Source organism: Halpernia humi (assembly GCF_900108025.1).
Lineage (GTDB): Bacteria > Bacteroidota > Bacteroidia > Flavobacteriales > Weeksellaceae > Halpernia > Halpernia humi.
In genome coordinates this window covers 211212-229508 of the sequence record NZ_FNUS01000001.1, presented here as the reverse complement: position 1 = coordinate 229508, position 18297 = coordinate 211212, and the positions used below count along the sequence as shown (strand labels likewise).

Annotated in this window: 16 protein-coding genes and 1 pseudogene; 12 read left to right on the top strand and 5 right to left on the bottom strand. The window is 33.6% G+C overall.

Annotation, left to right across the window (positions count from 1 at the left end; translation table 11 throughout):
- Position 1 precedes the first annotated feature (1 nt).
- The 4 genes from C4S29_RS01110 (at position 2) to C4S29_RS01095 (ending at position 3939) form a co-directional block, all read left to right on the top strand.
- Positions 2-1084, top strand: coding sequence for a putative type IX sorting system protein PorV2 (locus C4S29_RS01110; protein ID WP_103912284.1), 1083 nt, complete (start codon positions 2-4; stop codon positions 1082-1084).
- A gap of 14 nt (positions 1085-1098) precedes the next feature.
- Positions 1099-1833: a hypothetical protein gene (locus C4S29_RS01105; RefSeq protein WP_103912283.1), complete on the top strand. Its 735-nt coding sequence runs from the start codon at positions 1099-1101 to the stop codon at positions 1831-1833.
- A gap of 110 nt (positions 1834-1943) precedes the next feature.
- Positions 1944-2699 (top strand): hypothetical protein, encoded by a 756-nt coding sequence (locus C4S29_RS01100; RefSeq protein ID WP_103912282.1) that lies wholly within the window; start codon positions 1944-1946, stop codon positions 2697-2699.
- 85 nt (positions 2700-2784) lie between these two features.
- Positions 2785-3939, top strand: a complete 1155-nt coding sequence (locus C4S29_RS01095) for a homogentisate 1,2-dioxygenase (RefSeq protein WP_103912281.1) — start codon at positions 2785-2787, stop codon at positions 3937-3939.
- Positions 3940-4041: 102 nt separating this feature from the next.
- On the opposite strand, the gene C4S29_RS01090 is transcribed toward C4S29_RS01095, so the two are convergent.
- The gene (locus C4S29_RS01090; protein ID WP_103912280.1) at positions 4042-4458 is read right to left on the bottom strand and encodes a hypothetical protein; all 417 of its coding nucleotides are present in this window, start codon (positions 4456-4458) and stop codon (positions 4042-4044) included.
- Positions 4459-4788: 330 nt separating this feature from the next.
- On the opposite strand from C4S29_RS01090, the pseudogene C4S29_RS01085 reads away from it, so the two are divergent.
- Positions 4789-6078: pseudogene (locus C4S29_RS01085) on the top strand (acetyl-CoA hydrolase/transferase family protein); the annotation flags it as partial.
- An 82-nt stretch (positions 6079-6160) separates the two neighbouring features.
- On the opposite strand, the gene C4S29_RS01080 reads toward C4S29_RS01085, so the two are convergent.
- A complete protein-coding gene (locus tag C4S29_RS01080; protein WP_103912278.1) occupies positions 6161-7555 on the bottom strand; it encodes an OmpP1/FadL family transporter in 1395 nt (464 codons plus the stop codon).
- A 32-nt stretch (positions 7556-7587) separates the two neighbouring features.
- Positions 7588-8622 (bottom strand): prolyl-tRNA synthetase, encoded by a 1035-nt coding sequence (locus C4S29_RS01075; RefSeq protein WP_103912277.1) that lies wholly within the window; start codon positions 8620-8622, stop codon positions 7588-7590.
- Positions 8623-8766: 144 nt separating this feature from the next.
- On the opposite strand from C4S29_RS01075, the gene proS reads away from it, so the two are divergent.
- The 5 genes from proS (at position 8767) to dnaJ (ending at position 15325) form a co-directional block, all read left to right on the top strand.
- Positions 8767-10242 carry a proline--tRNA ligase gene (proS, locus tag C4S29_RS01070; RefSeq protein ID WP_103912276.1) on the top strand — a complete coding sequence of 492 codons (1476 nt, stop codon included), beginning with the start codon at positions 8767-8769 and terminating at the stop codon, positions 10240-10242.
- A gap of 105 nt (positions 10243-10347) precedes the next feature.
- Positions 10348-11646, top strand: a complete 1299-nt coding sequence (locus C4S29_RS01065) for an OmpA family protein (protein ID WP_103912275.1) — start codon at positions 10348-10350, stop codon at positions 11644-11646.
- Between the two features lie 357 nt (positions 11647-12003).
- A complete protein-coding gene (locus C4S29_RS01060; protein WP_103912274.1) occupies positions 12004-13326 on the top strand; it encodes an Nramp family divalent metal transporter in 1323 nt (440 codons plus the stop codon).
- Between the two features lie 293 nt (positions 13327-13619).
- Entirely contained in the window at positions 13620-14117 is a 498-nt protein-coding gene (locus C4S29_RS01055) for a nucleotide exchange factor GrpE (RefSeq protein ID WP_394338656.1), read from the top strand.
- Between the two features lie 92 nt (positions 14118-14209).
- Positions 14210-15325: a molecular chaperone DnaJ gene (gene dnaJ / locus C4S29_RS01050; protein WP_103912273.1), complete on the top strand. Its 1116-nt coding sequence runs from the start codon at positions 14210-14212 to the stop codon at positions 15323-15325.
- A 30-nt stretch (positions 15326-15355) separates the two neighbouring features.
- Here the strand turns inward: dnaJ and C4S29_RS14875 are convergent, their stop codons facing one another.
- Entirely contained in the window at positions 15356-15685 is a 330-nt protein-coding gene (locus C4S29_RS14875) for a hypothetical protein (RefSeq protein WP_103912272.1), read from the bottom strand.
- A 36-nt stretch (positions 15686-15721) separates the two neighbouring features.
- Here C4S29_RS14875 and C4S29_RS01040 point away from each other — a divergent pair, with 36 nt between their 5' ends.
- Together C4S29_RS01040 and C4S29_RS01035 are read left to right on the top strand one after the other, a co-directional pair.
- Positions 15722-15913 carry a DUF5522 domain-containing protein gene (locus tag C4S29_RS01040; protein WP_103912271.1) on the top strand — a complete coding sequence of 64 codons (192 nt, stop codon included), beginning with the start codon at positions 15722-15724 and terminating at the stop codon, positions 15911-15913.
- Positions 15914-15939: 26 nt separating this feature from the next.
- Entirely contained in the window at positions 15940-16470 is a 531-nt protein-coding gene (locus C4S29_RS01035) for a DUF4136 domain-containing protein (protein ID WP_103912270.1), read from the top strand.
- Positions 16471-16626: 156 nt separating this feature from the next.
- Here C4S29_RS01035 and pafA read toward each other — a convergent pair whose 3' ends face one another.
- Positions 16627-18270, bottom strand: a complete 1644-nt coding sequence (gene pafA / locus C4S29_RS01030; RefSeq protein ID WP_103912269.1) for an alkaline phosphatase PafA — start codon at positions 18268-18270, stop codon at positions 16627-16629.
- Positions 18271-18297 lie beyond the last annotated feature (27 nt).

Below are 18297 nucleotides of genomic sequence, written 5' to 3'. Positions count from 1 at the left end.
GATGAAGAAAAATTTACTTTTTATACTCATTTTTTATGGATGCATTTTGCAGGCGCAAATTATCCGTAAATATTCTAATGAATTTCTAAATATCGGTGCAGGCGCAAGAGGTTTAGGAATGGGCGGTGCGGTAATTTCCAATCAAAATGATGTGTATTCGCCTATGTGGAATCCCGCAGGTTTGATGGGAATTGATAGAGATTACCAAGTAGCGGCAATGCACGCAGAATATTTTGAAAGTATCGCCAAATACGATTATATCGCTTTTGCAAAACCTTTAGACAGTAAAAATGCCGTTTTCGCGGTTTCAATTGTTCGTTTGGGTGTTGATAATATTTTAAACACAACACAACTTATTGATAGTGAAGGTAATATAGATTATGATAAAATCACCAGTTTTTCGGCGTCAGATTACGCTGCATTGGTTTCTTTCGCTTTTCATCCTGGTGGAAATCAGCGTTTAGATTTGGGCGTAAATGCAAAGATTGTTTACCGAAATATTGGTAAATTTGCGTCTGGATATGGTTTTGGCTTCGATTTGGGTGCGATTTACCACGCAGAAAATGGCGTAAATTTCGGCGGAATGTTGCGCGATGCAACTACAACTGTTAATTTCTGGACCGTCAATCAAAAAGAACTTTCAACAATAGTGAATGGGCAAGAATTTAATCCTGCGCCAACAGATAAATTAGAAATTACAATGCCGAAATTAAACATCGGTGCAAGCAAAAACTTCGACCTCAACCGAGATTTATCCTTACTGCCCGAAGTAGGTATAAATGTAGATTTTGCAAAAACTGCCGCATTAATTTCTACAGATTTTGCGAGTATCACGCCTTATGCAGGAGCAGAATTAAAATTTCAGGATATGATTTTTGTGCGACTTGGTGTGAATCAGTTTCAAAATATTACCGATATTGAGAGTTTAAAACGCAAAGTTTCCTTCCAACCAAGTGGCGGAATTGGCATCAAATACCGCGGTCTTACTTTAGATTATGCCATCACAAACTCTGGAATTAGCGGTAGTAATTTCTATTCTAATTTCTTTTCTTTGAAATTGGATATGGGAGATTTTCGGAATTAAATTAAATAAACATAATGAAAACTAAAATTTTAATTTTTATTGCGTTGGTAACTATTTTAAATTCTTGCGCTACAAAATACGTTACACCTGGAAGTGACGTTAAAATTTCTGCACTAGCAGATGAAGATATTTCAAAAATATTAGAAAACAAGCCAAGTGCAGAATTCCCCGTAAATATAGCAGTAGCAAGAATTCAAGCGCCAAATTACTCGAATTACTTATATAGTAAAAGGCAAGGAAATCCAAATGGAAGATTTACAATGATTTTAACGAGAGAGCCAAATGAAGAAGAAGTGATTGGCAATTTGGCAAAATTAAAAGGAATAAAACAAATTTCACCTTTTAATAGACTTTTGTTACCATATAATTATCAAACTATCAAAGATTTAAGACTTGCCGCAGCAAAAATGAAAGCCCAGATGTTATTGATTTATACTTTTGATACTGAATTTTCAATTGATGCAAAAAATTATGGCCCTCAAAATGTTTTTGCACTCGGTTATTTAAAAAACAAAGAATTAAAAGTTAGAACCACTTCTTCTGCTGCACTTTTTGACGTTCAAACAGAATATCTTTACGGACTTGCAGAAGCAACGGCTGAAAAATCAAAAAAATCAAATATTTGGAAAGAAAATCAGGAGGTTGATAATTTAAGAATTGAATCTGAAAAAGAATCTTTTTCAAAACTTTCCAAAGAAATCGCAACAATGTGGAATGGCGTTTATTCTGAATATAGTAAATCAAAATAATTAAATTATCCTTGTCAAGGTTTAAAACCTTGACAAGGTTTTAAAAATACGGAATTAAAAGTTTTCTGAAAGTATTTAAAAAACTTTTTAAAATTAAAATATTTTACTACATGAAATTCATCTTTACATTTTTTCTTTTTATTTACTCTTTTAAAGCATTTTCACAAAAATCTGATACTATTAAACTTTCAGAATTCAAATTATGTGAATTAACAATTGATCAACTAAAACAAAAAGATCCAGATTTAAAACAGCTAAAAGTTGAAGAAATGAATTTATGTTCTGATGGATTTGTGCAAGATGGAAGATTTGAAAATAGAATTGGATATGAAAGCAAATTATATCCAGGCGTAATTTTTCAAAAATATCAATCTGACTTAAATACAATTGGAAAAATACATTTAACAAAAGATTTCAAAGGTTATTTGCCAGACGGAAATTATGTTGATTTAAAAACATTAACAGCGCAAGATATTCGAAAAAAATATGACAGTTTAAAAATGTGGACTTCAAGAGGATGTTCCGATTATTGGGGAATAAATTATAAAAAACAACTTTATTTTTATGTAAAAATTAATAAAGAAAAACAACCACAATATCCTATTGATGAAAAATATTACAATGAGCAACTTGTGGAAGGAATTGATATTATTTCAGATTGTTATTCTTATTACGAAACAAATTCCAAGAAAATAAAACCTTTAATAATTTTGGAAGGAAAAGAAGTTGAAGAAGATGCATTAAACAATCTCAAACCTGAAGATGTTGAATCAATAGTAGTACTTAAAGATAAAAATGCCACGGATAAATATGGTGAAAAAGGTAAAAATGGTGTGGTAGAAATTCATCTTAAAAAGAAGAAATAACGCATTTCTTAAATTATCGCTAAAATATTTTAAACCATCAAAATTCTTTTTTTTCGTAACTTTACCTAAATCAAAAAGCGAAGTTATGAGTTACGTTCATCAAGGCAAAATTCCACCAAAAAGACATACCATTTTCAAATCCGACGAAGGTAATTTCTACTACGAACAACTCTTTGGAACGGAAGGTTTTCACGGGATTTCGTCTTTGCTATATCATTTAGAAAGACCGACGCAGATAAAATCCATCGGCGAACCAAAAGACGTCTCACCAAAAATTGCAGTAGAAAAAAACGTAACGCCAAGAATGTTTAAAGGCATGAATGTTTCGCCTGAAGCAGATTTTCTTGACAGTCGAAAAGTGCTTTTGGTAAATAATGACCTAAAAATGGGTTTAGCAAAACCGCAAAATTCTACCGATTATTTCTATAAAAATGCAGAATGTGACGAACTTGTTTTCGTGCATGAAGGAACGGGAATTTTAAAAACTTTTTTAGGAAATCTTACTTTTTCTAAAGGCGATTATTTAATTATTCCGCGCGGAACGATTTATAAAATTCATTTTGACACCAAAGAAAACGTCTTATTTTTCTTAGAAAGTCATTCGCCAATTACCACGCCGAAACGGTATAGAAATGAGTTTGGGCAACTTTTAGAACATTCGCCATTTTGTGAAAGAGATTTGGAAACGCCAGTTTTGCAAGAGCCAATCAATGAAAAAGGTGATTTTTTAATTAAAGTAAAAAAAGAAAATCAGATTACAGATTTTATTTATGCAACGCATCCTTTTGATGTAGTTGGTTGGGACGGTTATTTTTATCCGTATAAATTTAATATCAAAAATTTCGAGCCAATTACGGGAAGAATTCATCAACCGCCCCCTGTTCATCAGACTTTTGAAGCGTACAATTTTGTGGTTTGCTCTTTTGTGGCGCGAATGTATGATTATCATCCAGAAAGTATTCCGGCGCCGTATAACCATTCAAATATTGATTCAGACGAAGTTTTATTTTACACTGAAGGCGATTTTATGAGCAGAAATCACGTTGATTTAATGGATTTTACTTTGCATCCCGGCGGAATTGTTCACGGCCCGCATCCGGGTGCAATGGAACGCAGTATTGGCAAAAAATTTACGGAAGAATTTGCCGTAATGGTTGATCCTTTCAGACCATTTAAAATCACCGAAGAAGCAATAAAAGTAGAAGATCCATCGTACAAAACGTCTTGGTTAGGCCAATAATAAATTTTTTGACCAATTTATTCTAGGTTTGATGCTAATCACTAATAAAATAAAACCCCGAAATAAAATAATTTCGGGGTTTTTTTGGATACTTTTTTTAGTTTAATTTTCAGCAATATATACCGTAACTGGCATTACGTAATGATTCGCTAACATATTTCTTGTAGTAACGTTGTCTTTATCAATTTTGTAAACTAGGTTTTTCATTACATTTTCTAATTCTAAATCTACATATTTGCAATCGCCTTTTACTTTAATATTAGAAATTTTACCATTTTCGGCAACATCGAATTCAATTTTTGCATTATTTGTGCCTACCGCTAAATTTGGAGTAGTAAAATCAAAATTATTAATCACCAAACTGCGCAATTCATTAAATCCATCATTATTAATTCTTACTTCTTCTATTGAATTAGATTGGGCGCAGATTGTATTAAAACTAAACAAAGCGAAAAAAGCAATAAAAACACAAGATTTCGGAAAAGATAAAAAGTTTAAAGGTGTATTAGAATTTTTCATTTGAATTTTATTTAATTATTATACTAAGTAATTGATAATCAAAGATAGTAAAAACTTTTAATACTACGTTCATCTTTAGTTAACATTTGGTTAACATACGGATATATTTTTCGTAAATGATTATAAATGTGTTATTTAAAATTAATGCATTATTCTTAATTATATTATTTTAAATAAAGACAGTATTTCTAAAACAAAATTCTTTAGCCTAAAACAGAAATAATTCAAAACTTTAAACTATTAAATGAAGACTTCACGCTCGAATTGATTTATATCACGCTTCAGAATTTTTAATAATTTTCATTAAAATTGTAACTTTACGAAACAAAACTAATCAAGATGCAAAATTATGTAAGTGTCGAAGAGGCAGTATCAGTTATTAAAAGCGGCGACAGAGTTTTTTCCCACGGAAGCGCGTGCACACCCAATTTTTTAATAAATGAATTAGCCAAACAATCTTCTCGGTTGAGAAACGTAGAATTCGTTTCTATAACGCAACAAGGCAATGTGGAAGTTGCAAAACCACAATATAAAGATTCATTTTTTATAAATTCATTATTTGTTTCAACACCGGTTCGTGATGCTGTAAACTCGGAGCGTGGCGATTTTGTACCCGTCTTTTTAAGTGAAATACCAACTCTATTTAAAAGTGGAATTTTGCCGATAGATGTGGCCATGATTACCGTTTCGCCGCCTGATAGACATGGCTATTGCACGCTTGGAACTTCTGTAGATGTGGCGCGTGGCGCAATTGACACAGCAAAATTAATCATCGCGCAAGTGAACCCAAAAATGCCAAGAACACACGGCGAAGGAATGATTCACGTATCTAGAATTTACAAAATGGTGTGGCACGAAGAAGAACTACTCACCGTAGATTATGGTGCAAAAGTAACCGATTGTGAACTTATAATCGGTAAAAATATTGCAGAATTAATAGATGACAAAAGCACTTTGCAAATGGGCATCGGAACTATTCCTGATGCGGTTTTAAGCTGTCTTCACAATCATAAAGATTTGGGCGTTCATACAGAAATGATCAGCGATGGAATTGTAGATTTAGTTGCAAAAGACATTATTAATAATAAATTTAAAGGCACACATCTCAACCGAACAATCACCAGTTTTGCATTTGGAACAAAAAAATTATACGATTATATTGATGATAATCCTTCGTTTGAATTTATGGACGTAGAGCACGTGAACTATCCCATCAATATTATGAAAAATAAGAAAATGGTTGCCATCAATTCTGCTATAGAAATCGATTTAACCGGACAAGTTTGTGCAGATTCTATTGGTACTTTTCAGTTTAGTGGTATTGGTGGGCAAATGGATTTTATGCGTGGTGCTGCATTAAGCCCAGGTGGAAAACCTATTATTGCCATTTCTTCAAGAACAAAAAAAGGTGTGCCGAGAATTGTGCCTTTTCTAAAACCAGGCGCAGGTGTTGTAACAACACGAGGACATGTGCATTATGTGGTAACAGAGTTTGGTGTAGCCTATCTTTATGGCAAAAATCTATTGCAACGCGCGAAGGCTTTAATAGAAATTTCGCATCCTGACGATCGAGAAATGTTGGAAAAAGCGACTTTTGAAAGGTTTAAATTAACGCATTAAATTCTTTAAACACTATTAAAATTTGACAAAAAAAGACTTTCAAAATTGAAAGTCTTTTTTTAAATTAAATTTTACTTTAATCTTAAAATCTATATCCTAATGTTAAGGAAATATTATTTTGATTATTTTCTACTTTGCTAACCGCATAATTACTACTTGGTAAAACAAAATTATTTGAGAAATAATTAGAATTTACAGAATTATCACCTTGTAAAAATGGATTATTGTAAGTCGATTGCACATTTTGGTACGCTGCGTCTAAATAAATTGAGCCAAAATCGTATCCAATTCCGCCGGCAACAGTGGTTCTTTTACCTAAAATAAAATTGTTGAAACTGGCGTTTGCCGCAGTACCATCGCTTCTGTAAGCAGAAACGCTTTGCGAATCAAACGGGCTACTCGTAAAGCCGTAACCTGCGCGCAATCTTAAACCCATAATTCTATATTCAGCACCAACTTTTACTTCTGATAAATTTTTATAATTATTTTCAAAATAATTATTAAGTTCAGTTTCTGCTGCACCATAAACTGTATATTTTGGCTTTGTAATTCCCAAAGTATAATCTACATTGATGGCAAAATCTTTATTGGCAACAAAAGCCGCACTTAAAGTTGCTTTTAAAGGTGATGCGATTTTACGGTCTTCAGTATAAGTACCGTCTGTCGGGTTGTCGTAAGAATCATAAATACGTGTAACTTGCCACCATGTTGGAGATTCTAAACTTGCGCCTAATCTAAACTGCTTATTTACTTTACCAATTACACCCAAACTTGCAGCAAAACCATTAGACCTCTCTGAAAATGGGGTATATTGTTTATTAAAAATTTCGGTAGAATTTAAAGCGGTATCTATAAAAGCGGCGGTATCGTACTGTTCAATATCTGCGGTTTTGAAATGTAGCGCAGCCCCAAAATATAGATTATTGTTATAATTCGCACCTAAACCAATGCTACTATTTGAGAGTGTACCGTATCGGTTGTAAGCGTGACCATCAAAATTTAAAGAAGTGGTTGCGGCAGGAATCGCAAAACTTATATTATTATTTCCGCCAGTTTCAGAATAATCTTCAAGCGATTGTTCGGAATAATTTGCACCTACATTTACAAATTTCCATGCAGAATTTTCGGGCAATTGAAAGGTCATTACACCACCAGTTTGGGAAAGATTCGTTTTATTAATTTTAAAATCTTTAGAAGTACCATTAAATTGAGTGGTATTTTTACTGCTATTTATATTTAAAGAAAGTTGTAAATCGCTTGCAATAAACACGCCTAAACCTGCCGGATTATTATTCAAAGTAGAAATATCTCCGCCCAAAGCACCCATAGAACCAGCCATTGCTTGATATTTTGCAGAACCAGTGGGATTATTATTTGAATATACATCTACCGTATTTCTTATTGTTGAAATATCTTGGGCACTCATCAGAGAAAAACTACCTGCAATTGTTAAAATTGCTAATGAATTTTTTATCATTTTTTTATATTTCTAAAATTATTTATTATTAATTATCTTCTAAAACCACCACTTGATCTTCCTGAAGATGATGATCCACTTCTAAAACCACCAGAAGATCCGCTTCTAAAACCACCGCCATCATTTGAATTTTGTCTTGGTTGGTATGTTGGCTGAGTTCTTTGTGGTTGATATTCTTGGCTTCTATTTCTTGGTGCTTGGTTTGGTTGCACTCTTCGAGGTTGATATTGTTGATTTCTCGTGCCAGAATTATCATTATTTCTATATCTAGGTTGAGAATTTTGACTGCCATTTCTAAACCCGTCATTTCTAGTTCTTACGGGGTTTTGCATGTTGTTTCTACTATTGGCTCCTTCTCTAAAACCATTATTTCTATTATAATTTGTATTGTTATAAAGTCGGTTGTTAAGAGTTTGTCGGTTAATTTGTCTGTTATTTAAGCCACCACCATTGGCGCCACTTCTTTTGTATGGGAATCGATTATAATTATTACGATAAAAGTTGCCGTAATAATTATTATAAAATCCACCATAATAATTACCGTAAAAACCACCAAAATATGGATTATAAAAGCCACCAAAAGGGCTAAAACCATAATATGAAAAATACGGATTAAAACCAAAAGACCAATAAGGGTTGAAGCCAAAGCCATAGCCGAAACCATAAGGATTATAAAATCCGCCAAAACCTATATTAAAATAATTTCCAAATCCATAATCAGGATAAATATCATAATTAACCTCGGTGCCGGCAAAATTTCCCCAATCAGAATCTGAACTACCATTATTCCAAGAATCATAACGATTTTCCTTCATATTTTGATTTTGATTACTTTTTTCTATCACAGATTGATCTTGGTAATCGTAATAATCTCCTACTTGGTTGCCATCATTTGTAACGTAACCTTCGGGAAGTGTGTCTGTACTAGGGTCATAATAAACGCCGTCTGTTTCCGTGTAAGCACCAGTTTGCATAACGCAAGAAGTCAGCATTAAACTTAATGGCAAAACCAAAAGACTTTTTAATGCGAGTTTAAAACCCCAATTTTTATATATATTTTTTCTCATGATGATGTATAGATTTTAATTAAAAATTATATTTGCACTTTCTACCAAAATTGTACCAATTAAAAAGTTAGAATTTTGGTTAAAAATAAGCATTTATTATTAGATATTAAAAGTTAAAAAAGGTTAAAACAAATTTTTAAAAATATGGCAAAACTTACAACAAGAAGTGAAGATTACAGCAAATGGTACAATGAACTTGTGGTAAAAGCAGATTTAGCAGAAAATTCTGGCGTACGAGGATGTATGGTTATAAAACCCTATGGCTACGCTATCTGGGAAAAAATGCGCGATGAAATGGACAGAAAATTCAAAGAAACAGGGCATCAAAATGCTTATTTCCCACTTTTTATACCGAAAAGTTATTTTGAAGCAGAAGAAAAAAACGCAGAAGGTTTTGCAAAAGAATGTGCAGTTGTAACGCATTATCGATTAAAAACCGACCCAAATAATCCCAAAAAATTAATTGTTGATCCGGAAGCAAAATTAGAAGAAGAACTCATTGTGAGGCCAACTTCTGAAGCCATAATCTGGAATACTTACCGCGGCTGGATACAGTCTTACCGAGATTTACCTATTCTAATTAACCAATGGGCAAATGTAGTACGCTGGGAAATGCGCACGCGATTATTTTTGAGAACTGCCGAATTTCTTTGGCAAGAAGGCCACACCGCACACGCTACAAAAACTGAAGCCATAGAAGAAACAGAAAAAATGCTTCACGTATATGCAGATTTCGCAGAGCAATTTATGGCAATGCCAGTCATTAGAGGAATAAAAACCGAATCTGAAAGATTTGCCGGCGCCGATGAAACCTATTGCATTGAGGCTTTAATGCAAGACGGGAAAGCATTACAAGCAGGAACTTCCCACTTTTTAGGACAAAATTTCGCGAAAGCTTTTGATGTAAAATTTACCAATAAAGAAGGAAAAATAGAATACGCTTGGGCCACATCTTGGGGAACTTCTACCCGATTAATGGGCGCGTTAATTATGACGCATTCAGACGATTTTGGCTTGGTTTTACCACCAACTTTAGCCCCTATTCAGGTTGTGATTGTACCAATTTTTAGAAGTGATGAGCAATTGGCAGAAATAAATAAAGTAGCAGAATACATTCAAAATAAATTAAAATTAAAAGGAATTTCTGTAAAGTATGATAACCGAACAGAAAATAAACCCGGTTGGAAATTTGCCGAATACGAATTAAAAGGCGTTCCGATAAGAATCGCAATTGGCCCGAAAGATTTAGAAAATAAATCTGTAGAATTAGCCAGAAGGGATAATTTAACAAAAGAAACAAAAGCGCTTGAAGGCTTAGATACTTATATTGAAAATTTACTTGCAACTATTCAAAAAGATATTTATTTAAAAGCAGAAAAGCACAGAACTGAAAATACAACTTCGGTGGATTCTTATGAAGAATTTAAAAAAGTTTTAGAAGAAAAAGGCGGTTTTATTTATGCACATTGGGACGGTACAAAAGAAGAAGAAGCCCAAATCCAAGAGGAGACGAAAGCAACTATTAGATGTATTCCTTTAAATAATACGTTAGAAGAAGGTATTTCAATGATTTCAAAAAAGCCATCAAAACAGCGTGTGTTATTTGCAAAGGCTTATTAATTAATCAATTAAATAATTTATGTTAATCTTATTATAAAACTTGCATTATTCATAAAATTATAAATAGATTTAATTATATTTACTAATTAATTTAAAAAAACTATTATGGCATTAGACATTATTGATCTTATTAAGGGACAAATTGGTCCAGCAGTAATTTCACAAGCATCAACTCATTTGGGAGAAAGTGAATCTTCTGTAAGCAAAGCAATTACGGCGCTTTTACCAACAATTGTGGGTGGTTTAGCAAATAATGCAGACAAATCTGGGGTTTTAGATACTATTATGAGTGCATCATCTAGCAACATATTGGGAAACCTAATGGGAGATTCGCACACATCAATGATTACAAATTTACTAACGTCGCTTTTTGGCGATAAAATTGATGCAATTACAAATTCAATTTCAAGTTTTTCTGGTGTAAGCAATGCATCTTCTAGTTCTTTATTAAATATGGTAACTGCTGCCGCCGTCGGTTCTATAGGAAAATATGCCACTGAGAATAATTTGGGCACATCAGGTTTATCAAGTTTACTTTCACATCAAAAAGATGGTTTATCTTCATTATTACCGGCAGGTTTATCTTTGGCTTCTTTAGGACTTGGCCACTTGGGAAGTTCAGAAAAAGTAGTAGTTCCCGAGCCTGAAAATATAACAGTCACTACTCATGATGGGCCAAAAGTAGATGTTACAAAAAGTGGCGATGCGCATGTAAATGTAGCACCCGAAAATAATGATGATGCTGGTTCAATCTGGAAATGGCTTTTACCTTTAATTTTATTATTAGCAGCAGGTTGGTGGATTTGGAACCAATACCAACATAACAAAATGAACCCAACAAAATCTGATACAGATTCTACCATGATGAAATCGGACAGTGCAAATACTTCCATGATGAAAGATTCTACTGATATGAACACTTCAGCAAAAATTGAAACAGATATAGATTTGAACGGGGTAAAATTAAAAGGTTACGCCAACGGAATGGAAGAATCAATGATTGCCTTCTTAAAAAGCGGAAATTATAAAAATGCAGCCAATGATGATGCATTGAAAACGACTTGGTTTAATTTCGATCATGTCAACTTCAAAATAGGAAGCGCAACCGAATTAGAAGAAGGTTCACAAAGACAAATCGATAATTTAGTTGCTATTTTAAAAGCATACCCAGACGCAAAAATAAATGTGGGCGGCTATACCGATAAATCTGGAGACGAAGCCAAAAACCTAGCACTTTCCCAAGCAAGAGCCGACGAAATAAAATCGCTTTTAACGAAAGCAGGCGTTGGTTCACAGGTAATAGTAGCAAAAGGCTATGGAAGTGAGCAGGCAAAACTTCCTGCAACTGCATCTGTTGCAGACAGAGCAGTAGATAGAAAAATGGCAGTAAGATTTACAAAATAATTTTCAGCCTCATAATTTTTAAATCCCAGAAAATTCTGGGATTTTTTTTGTTTAAATATAAACTCAAAAATTCTAAATAACTTGAGTTAGAATAATAATATTTTTGAAAAACGTCAATAGGAACGGGCTTTAGCCCGTTTTATAAGGTTTTAAATAAAAATTGGCTTTAGCCAAATGTCGCATTACATCTTTCATCGGGCTAAAGCCCGACGCAATTGATATTTTTAAGTTATTGATAATTAATATTTTGAAAATTGAATAATAAACGAACTCAGGTAAATACATTGTTTTTTTTAATTTATTTTAATAGTAAGAATATTTAAACTACTTTTGTTAGACTATACTAACAATAATGATATGAGTAGAGCTTGGAGAAAAGAAAAACATCAAAATTCCTTATCAGAAGTATTCTCATCCATAAATATTCCAAAAAATGCAGGATTTTGGAAAAAATTATTAGCATTTACAGGTCCTGGTTTGATGGTTGCGGTCGGTTACATGGATCCAGGAAATTGGGCCACAGACATTGCTGGTGGCGCAAAATTTGGCTATACCCTACTTTCTGTAATATTAATTTCAAATATTTTCGCAATTGTATTGCAACATTTGGCACTTAAATTAGGTGTTGTTGCAGAACGCGATTTAGCGCAAGCTTGTAGAGATCACTACAAACCGACAACCAATTTTATATTGTGGGTTCTTTGTGAAATTGCAATTGCAGCCTGCGATTTAGCAGAAGTTATAGGCTCCGCAATTGCCTTAAATTTACTATTCGGTATTCCACTCACTTGGGGAATCGCCATTACAGGTATCGACGTCTTTATAATTTTACTCCTCCAATCTCGCGGTTTCCGCTGGATAGAGGCCTTCGTTGCGGGTTTAATTTTCGTCATTTTTGCCTGCTTCGGATACGAAATTATTGCGAGTAAACCGGATCTATTTCCATTGCTAAAAGGCCTGTTACCAACTACGCAAATCGTCTATAATCCTGAAATGCTCTACATTGCAATTGGAATTCTAGGCGCAACTGTAATGCCGCATAATCTCTATCTTCACAGTTCAATCGTACAAACGAGAAACTACAAACGAGATAAGGAAGGAAAAAAAATGGCCATTAAATACGCCACAATAGACAGCAGTGTCTCTTTGTTTTTAGCCTTTTTTGTAAATGCCGCAATTTTAATTGTCGCCGCTGCAACGTTTCACAACACAGGTTACCAAGATGTGGCAGATATTTTTGATGCACACAAACTATTAGATCCACTTTTAGGAACCAGCGTGGCCAGTATTTTCTTTGCAATCGCACTTTTAGCATCTGGTCAAAACTCAACATTAACCGGAACTTTAGCTGGACAAATCGTGATGGAAGGGTTTTTAAATATTAAATTAAAACCTTGGGTTAGAAGGATGATTACCAGATTAATCGCAATCGTTCCGGCATTAATTGTCGCCATTCTTTATGGGGAAAAAGGAACTACACAATTATTGGTTTTAAGCCAAGTCATACTTTCTATGCAATTGAGTTTTGCTGTCATTCCATTAGTAATGTTTACCAATTCTAAAGCAAAAATGGGTGAATTTGCTAACAAACCTATTTTAAAATTTTTCGTTTGGATTATTACGGGAATTATACTCGTTTTAAACCTCTATCTATTGTACACCACTTTTTTTCCAAATTAATTTAATGAAACTTTAATTTGAATCTAAGTTTAAATGTAAATCAATAAAAAGTGAAAAGGTAAATTATTTTGCTTTATTGATTTTACACTACTAAAAAAGTACTATTTAAAAGCGAATCAATGAATATAAAATCATATTTGTAAGTGAAAATTATATGATAACTCAAACCATAAATCTGCCTAAATGTCCTACTCTGTTCTTTGGCAAAAATTTTGCGAAAGAGGTTTTATAAAATTATGAAAATGGAAGACAATAAAGATACAAACGAAGATTTTTCTGTTGCAGAAGAAAACATGCAAGATGCTGCAGAAGAAAACAAAGCGCAAGAAACTGAAAATCTGACACAAGAAAAATCTACAGAAGAACTATTGGCAGAAGAAAAAGACAGATACATTCGTCTTTTTGCAGAATTTGAAAATTACAAAAAAAGAACCGTAAAAGAACGCAATGAATTCTTTCAATACGCGCATCAAGAAATGATGATTTCTATGCTCGGTGTTTTGGATGATTTTGAACGCGCCTTAAAAGAAATTTCTAAAAATGGAAACGAAGCAGATTTGAAAGGTGTAGAATTAATTTACCAAAAATTCAAAAGTAAATTAACCGAAAAAGGTTTAAAACCAATAGAAGTAAATGCAGGCGACGTTTTCAATGTAGACTTGCATGAAGCCATCACAAGTATTCCTGCACCTTCAGAAGATTTAAAAGGAAAAATAGTTGATGTAGTAGAAACTGGTTATTTATTGCACGACAAAGTAATTCGATTCGCAAAAGTAGTAACCGGAAGCTAAATATCAATGATAAAAGATAAGTGATAATTGATGAAATTTTATGAACAGAAAGTTATCAATTATTATTAATCAATAATTTATTATTAAAAATTATGACCAAAAGAGATTATTACGAAGTTTTAGAAATTACAAAATCGGCTTCCGGAGAAGAAATAAAAAAAGCCTATCGAAAGATGGCTATAAAGTACCATCCGGATAAAAACCCTGGAGATGCCACTTCTGAAGAGAAATTTAAAGAAGCAGCCGAGGCTTATGAAGTATTAAGTGATCCCAACAAAAAAGCACGCTACGACCAATACGGTCACGCTGGAATGAGCGGAAATGGCGGCTTCGGAGGCGGCGGTTTTGGCGGTGGTATGAATATGGAAGATATTTTTAGCCAATTTGGAGATATTTTCGGCGGTCATTTTGGCGGCGGAGGTGGCGGCGGAAGACCACAGCAAGCGCGTGGCTCTAACCTTCGAGTAAGAATAAAATTAAATTTAGAAGAAATTCTAAACGGAACTCAAAAAACCATTAAGGTAAAAAAAATGAAGTTTGCGAAAGGTGCAACTTCTAAAACCTGCCCTACTTGCCACGGACAAGGCGCACAAATAAAAGTGATGAACACTATGTTTGGGCAAATGCAAACGCAACAAACATGTAGCACTTGCCAAGGAATTGGTAAAGTTGCAGATAAAATTCCGCCTGGTGCAAATGCGCAAGGTTTAATAAAAGAAGACGAAGAAGTAACGATCAATATTCCAGCAGGTGCCAGAGAAGGCGTTCAGTTGAGTGTTCGCGGCAAAGGAAATGATGCGCCATTTGGTGGTGTTGCCGGCGATTTATTAGTCGTTGTAGAAGAAGAAGCAGATAAAAATATAAAACGCGAAGGCGATAATCTGCACCAAGAATTATACATTTCTTTTGCAGAAGCTGCTCTAGGAACATCAAAAGAAGTGAATACCGTTGGTGGAAAAGTAAAAATTAAAATAGATAGCGGTACACAATCTGGCAAAATTTTGCGTTTGGCAGGAAAAGGTTTACCGAGTTTAGAATCTTATGGCAAAGGCGATATGTTCATCCATATCAATGTTTGGACGCCACAAAATTTAACACCATCACAAAAAGAATTTTTTGAACTTCAAATTGAAAATGGAGAAATGATGGCAGAACCATCAGGAAAAGAAAAAACTTTTTTTGATAAAGTGAGAGATTTATTTAATTAAAATTTAAGAGACTTTTTTAAGTCTCTTTTTTTATTTTAAATATTTAAAAAAACTCCACAATTTCTTTGATTTCAAATAATTAATATCTTGTTCATTTGCGTACGCTTCTCGCTCAAAACTGATGCGGCGATACGCGAGAAATGGATCTCTGAACTTGATGAGCCAAAAATAATATTCGAGCAAATACCAAGCGTAAAAAAAAATAATTAATAATTCAATCTGTTGTCGCAAGTGGATTTTTTCGTGGTTAATCAAAAACTTATTATTTTTATCGGCCGCATTTTTAAGTAATATAAAAGGAAAAAGCGCAATGCCGTTTATTTTTGTATTTTTGAGTAAAAAATGGCACACTATTATCATATCACAAATATAAAAATCATTTTTAGGATTTAACTTATGACGCAAAAAGAAATCAAAGAGAATGAAGACTATTATTACAACGAGCAAGGCTATCGGGTTTTTACGGAAAATTACCATTTAAAACGTGGTTATTGTTGCAAAAGCGGGTGTAAGCATTGCCCTTTTGGGTATGATAAGAAAACAGATTCTTTCAAAAAAATAAATTTAACAGATAAAATTTTAAAATAAATTTTCAATTTAAAAGTAACTTCATCATGAAAAAAAAATATTTAGTCATTTTATTGGCGGCCACTTTAGGACTTTCTTCATGCAGCCCATTTCAAGTAAAATCAGATTATGCGGCAACGGCTAATTTTAGCAACTACAAAACTTACAAATTAAGAATTGATGATTTGAACCTTAATGATATCGACAAAGATCGCGTGCTGAACGAGGTTTCTAAACAACTTCAAATGAAAGGTTTGAAAGTTTCAAATAATCCAGACTTAATTGTGAATTTGAAAGCCAATCACAAACAAATACGCGACATCCAATCTACGAGTCCTTTTGGAATGTTTGGTGGTTTCGGATATGGTGGTTTTGGTTTTGGTATTAACAGAACTTTTACCAGCAATTATAACAGAGGCGCTTTAGTTATTGATTTAATAGATGCCAATTCGCAAAAATTAGTATGGCAAGGCATTGGAAGTGGTATTTCTGTAGATTCACCTAGAGCAAAACAAAAACAAATCCCAGAAATCGTAGGTGAAATTATGGCCAACTATCCGCCCAATATGAAGAAATAATTTTCCCTGAAAAAATAAAAAGACCGATTACAAAATCGGTCTTTTTTTTAATTTTTCTTCTGTTTTTTTTAAATAAATCTGTAGAAATTTGTGAAATCAGTGTGTGTTATTGGCGCACAGAATTCACAGATATTACAAAAATATTTGTGTTAAAAACTATTTTCCCAAAACTTCAGTAATCGGATTTCCTATATTTCCACTTGGGAATTGAATTTTTAAAAGTGCAGAAATCGTTGGCGCAATATCCGTCATTTTATAATCTTTATTCGTTTCCCCTTTTGTGATTCCCCATCCCATAAAAATTAAGGGAATATGAGAATCGTAAGAATTCCAAGCGCCGTGAGTTGTTCCAAGTTTTGAATAACTTGGCAACCAAGAATCGTGATAAATAATTTGAATATCACCACTTCTTTGCCAATTATAACCATTCATAATTCTTGTTTTAATAGGCTCTGGAATAGAAGATTGCGCTACTTTTTTCATATCAACGGCAAACAGAATGCTCTTATCTTGGTTTAATTGATTTATTAGAAAATCTTTAACTTCATCTTCATTCAATTTATTTTCTGCCATTAATTTATTGTCTAAATAAATTTGGCTATTTGTATAAGAAAGCACCAATTTATCTACACCAAATTTATCTTTCAAAAGTTGATTATACATTTTCTTTGCACCTTCCCCATAGAAACCTGTTGGCATTTTATGTGCTTCCATAAATCCTTCAGAATGCGCACCACCATGATCGGCTGTAAGAAAAACAGTATAATTTCCAGCGCCCACCGTTTTATCTAAATATTTAAAAAAATCTCCCAAATCGCGGTCTAAACGCAAATAAACATCTTCTACTTCTACAGAATTAGGCCCGAATTTATGCCCCGCATAATCAGTTGAGGCCAAATTGATGGCTAGAAAATCCGTAACAGAATCTGCGCCTAAACTTTCTCCATTAATGGCTGCTTCTGCCATTTTTAAAGTTAAAGTATTACCAAAAGGCGTCGTTCTGATGTTGTCTTTTTCTTTTTGATAATCTGCTGCAAAATTATTGTACGGAAATGTTGGCGTTTTAGCACTTCCAAGGAGTCCTTCCCAAGGCGAATTATCGGGAGAACTTTCTGTATATTCTGAAATCGGGAGCAAAGTATTCCAACCATTTTTCACCAATTCATCGGGTACTTTTTTTGCATTAAAATCATTGACCCATTTCGGCAACTGTTTCATATAATAAGAACTCGTTACAAAATTCCCAGAAGAATCATCAAACCAGTATGCACCTGTAGGATTGTGACCCGCAGGCAAAATAGAAGCGCGATCCTTCAAAGAAACACCCACAACTTTTGATTGAAAATTTGTAGCAAGCCTCAATTGATCCGTCATTGTGGTAGACCATAAATTTTTTGGCGATTGGCTTCCCACTTTTACGTTAGCCGTACCAACTGGCTGCACGCTTTCATCTTCGGTGCAATACACGCTTTTCCCTAGCGATTTTTCATACCAATCATTTCCCGGAATTCCGTCTATTGCAGGTACTGAACCTGTATAAATAGAACTATGTCCAACCGCTGTATAAGTTGGAATATAAGGAATATGCACATTGTTAACAGCAAAACCTTGGTTTAATAAACGTTTAAAACCATCATTTTGAAATTTATCATAATAACGATACAAATAATCCCAACGCATCTGATCGACAACTAAACCAACGACCAATTTCGGCCTTTGCACATTGGATGTATTATTTTTTTGGGCAAATAGACCTGTTGAAAAGATGGCAAGCGCCACCATAAGGGATTTTTTAAACATTTTTTTTATTTAATTAAAATTCAACTT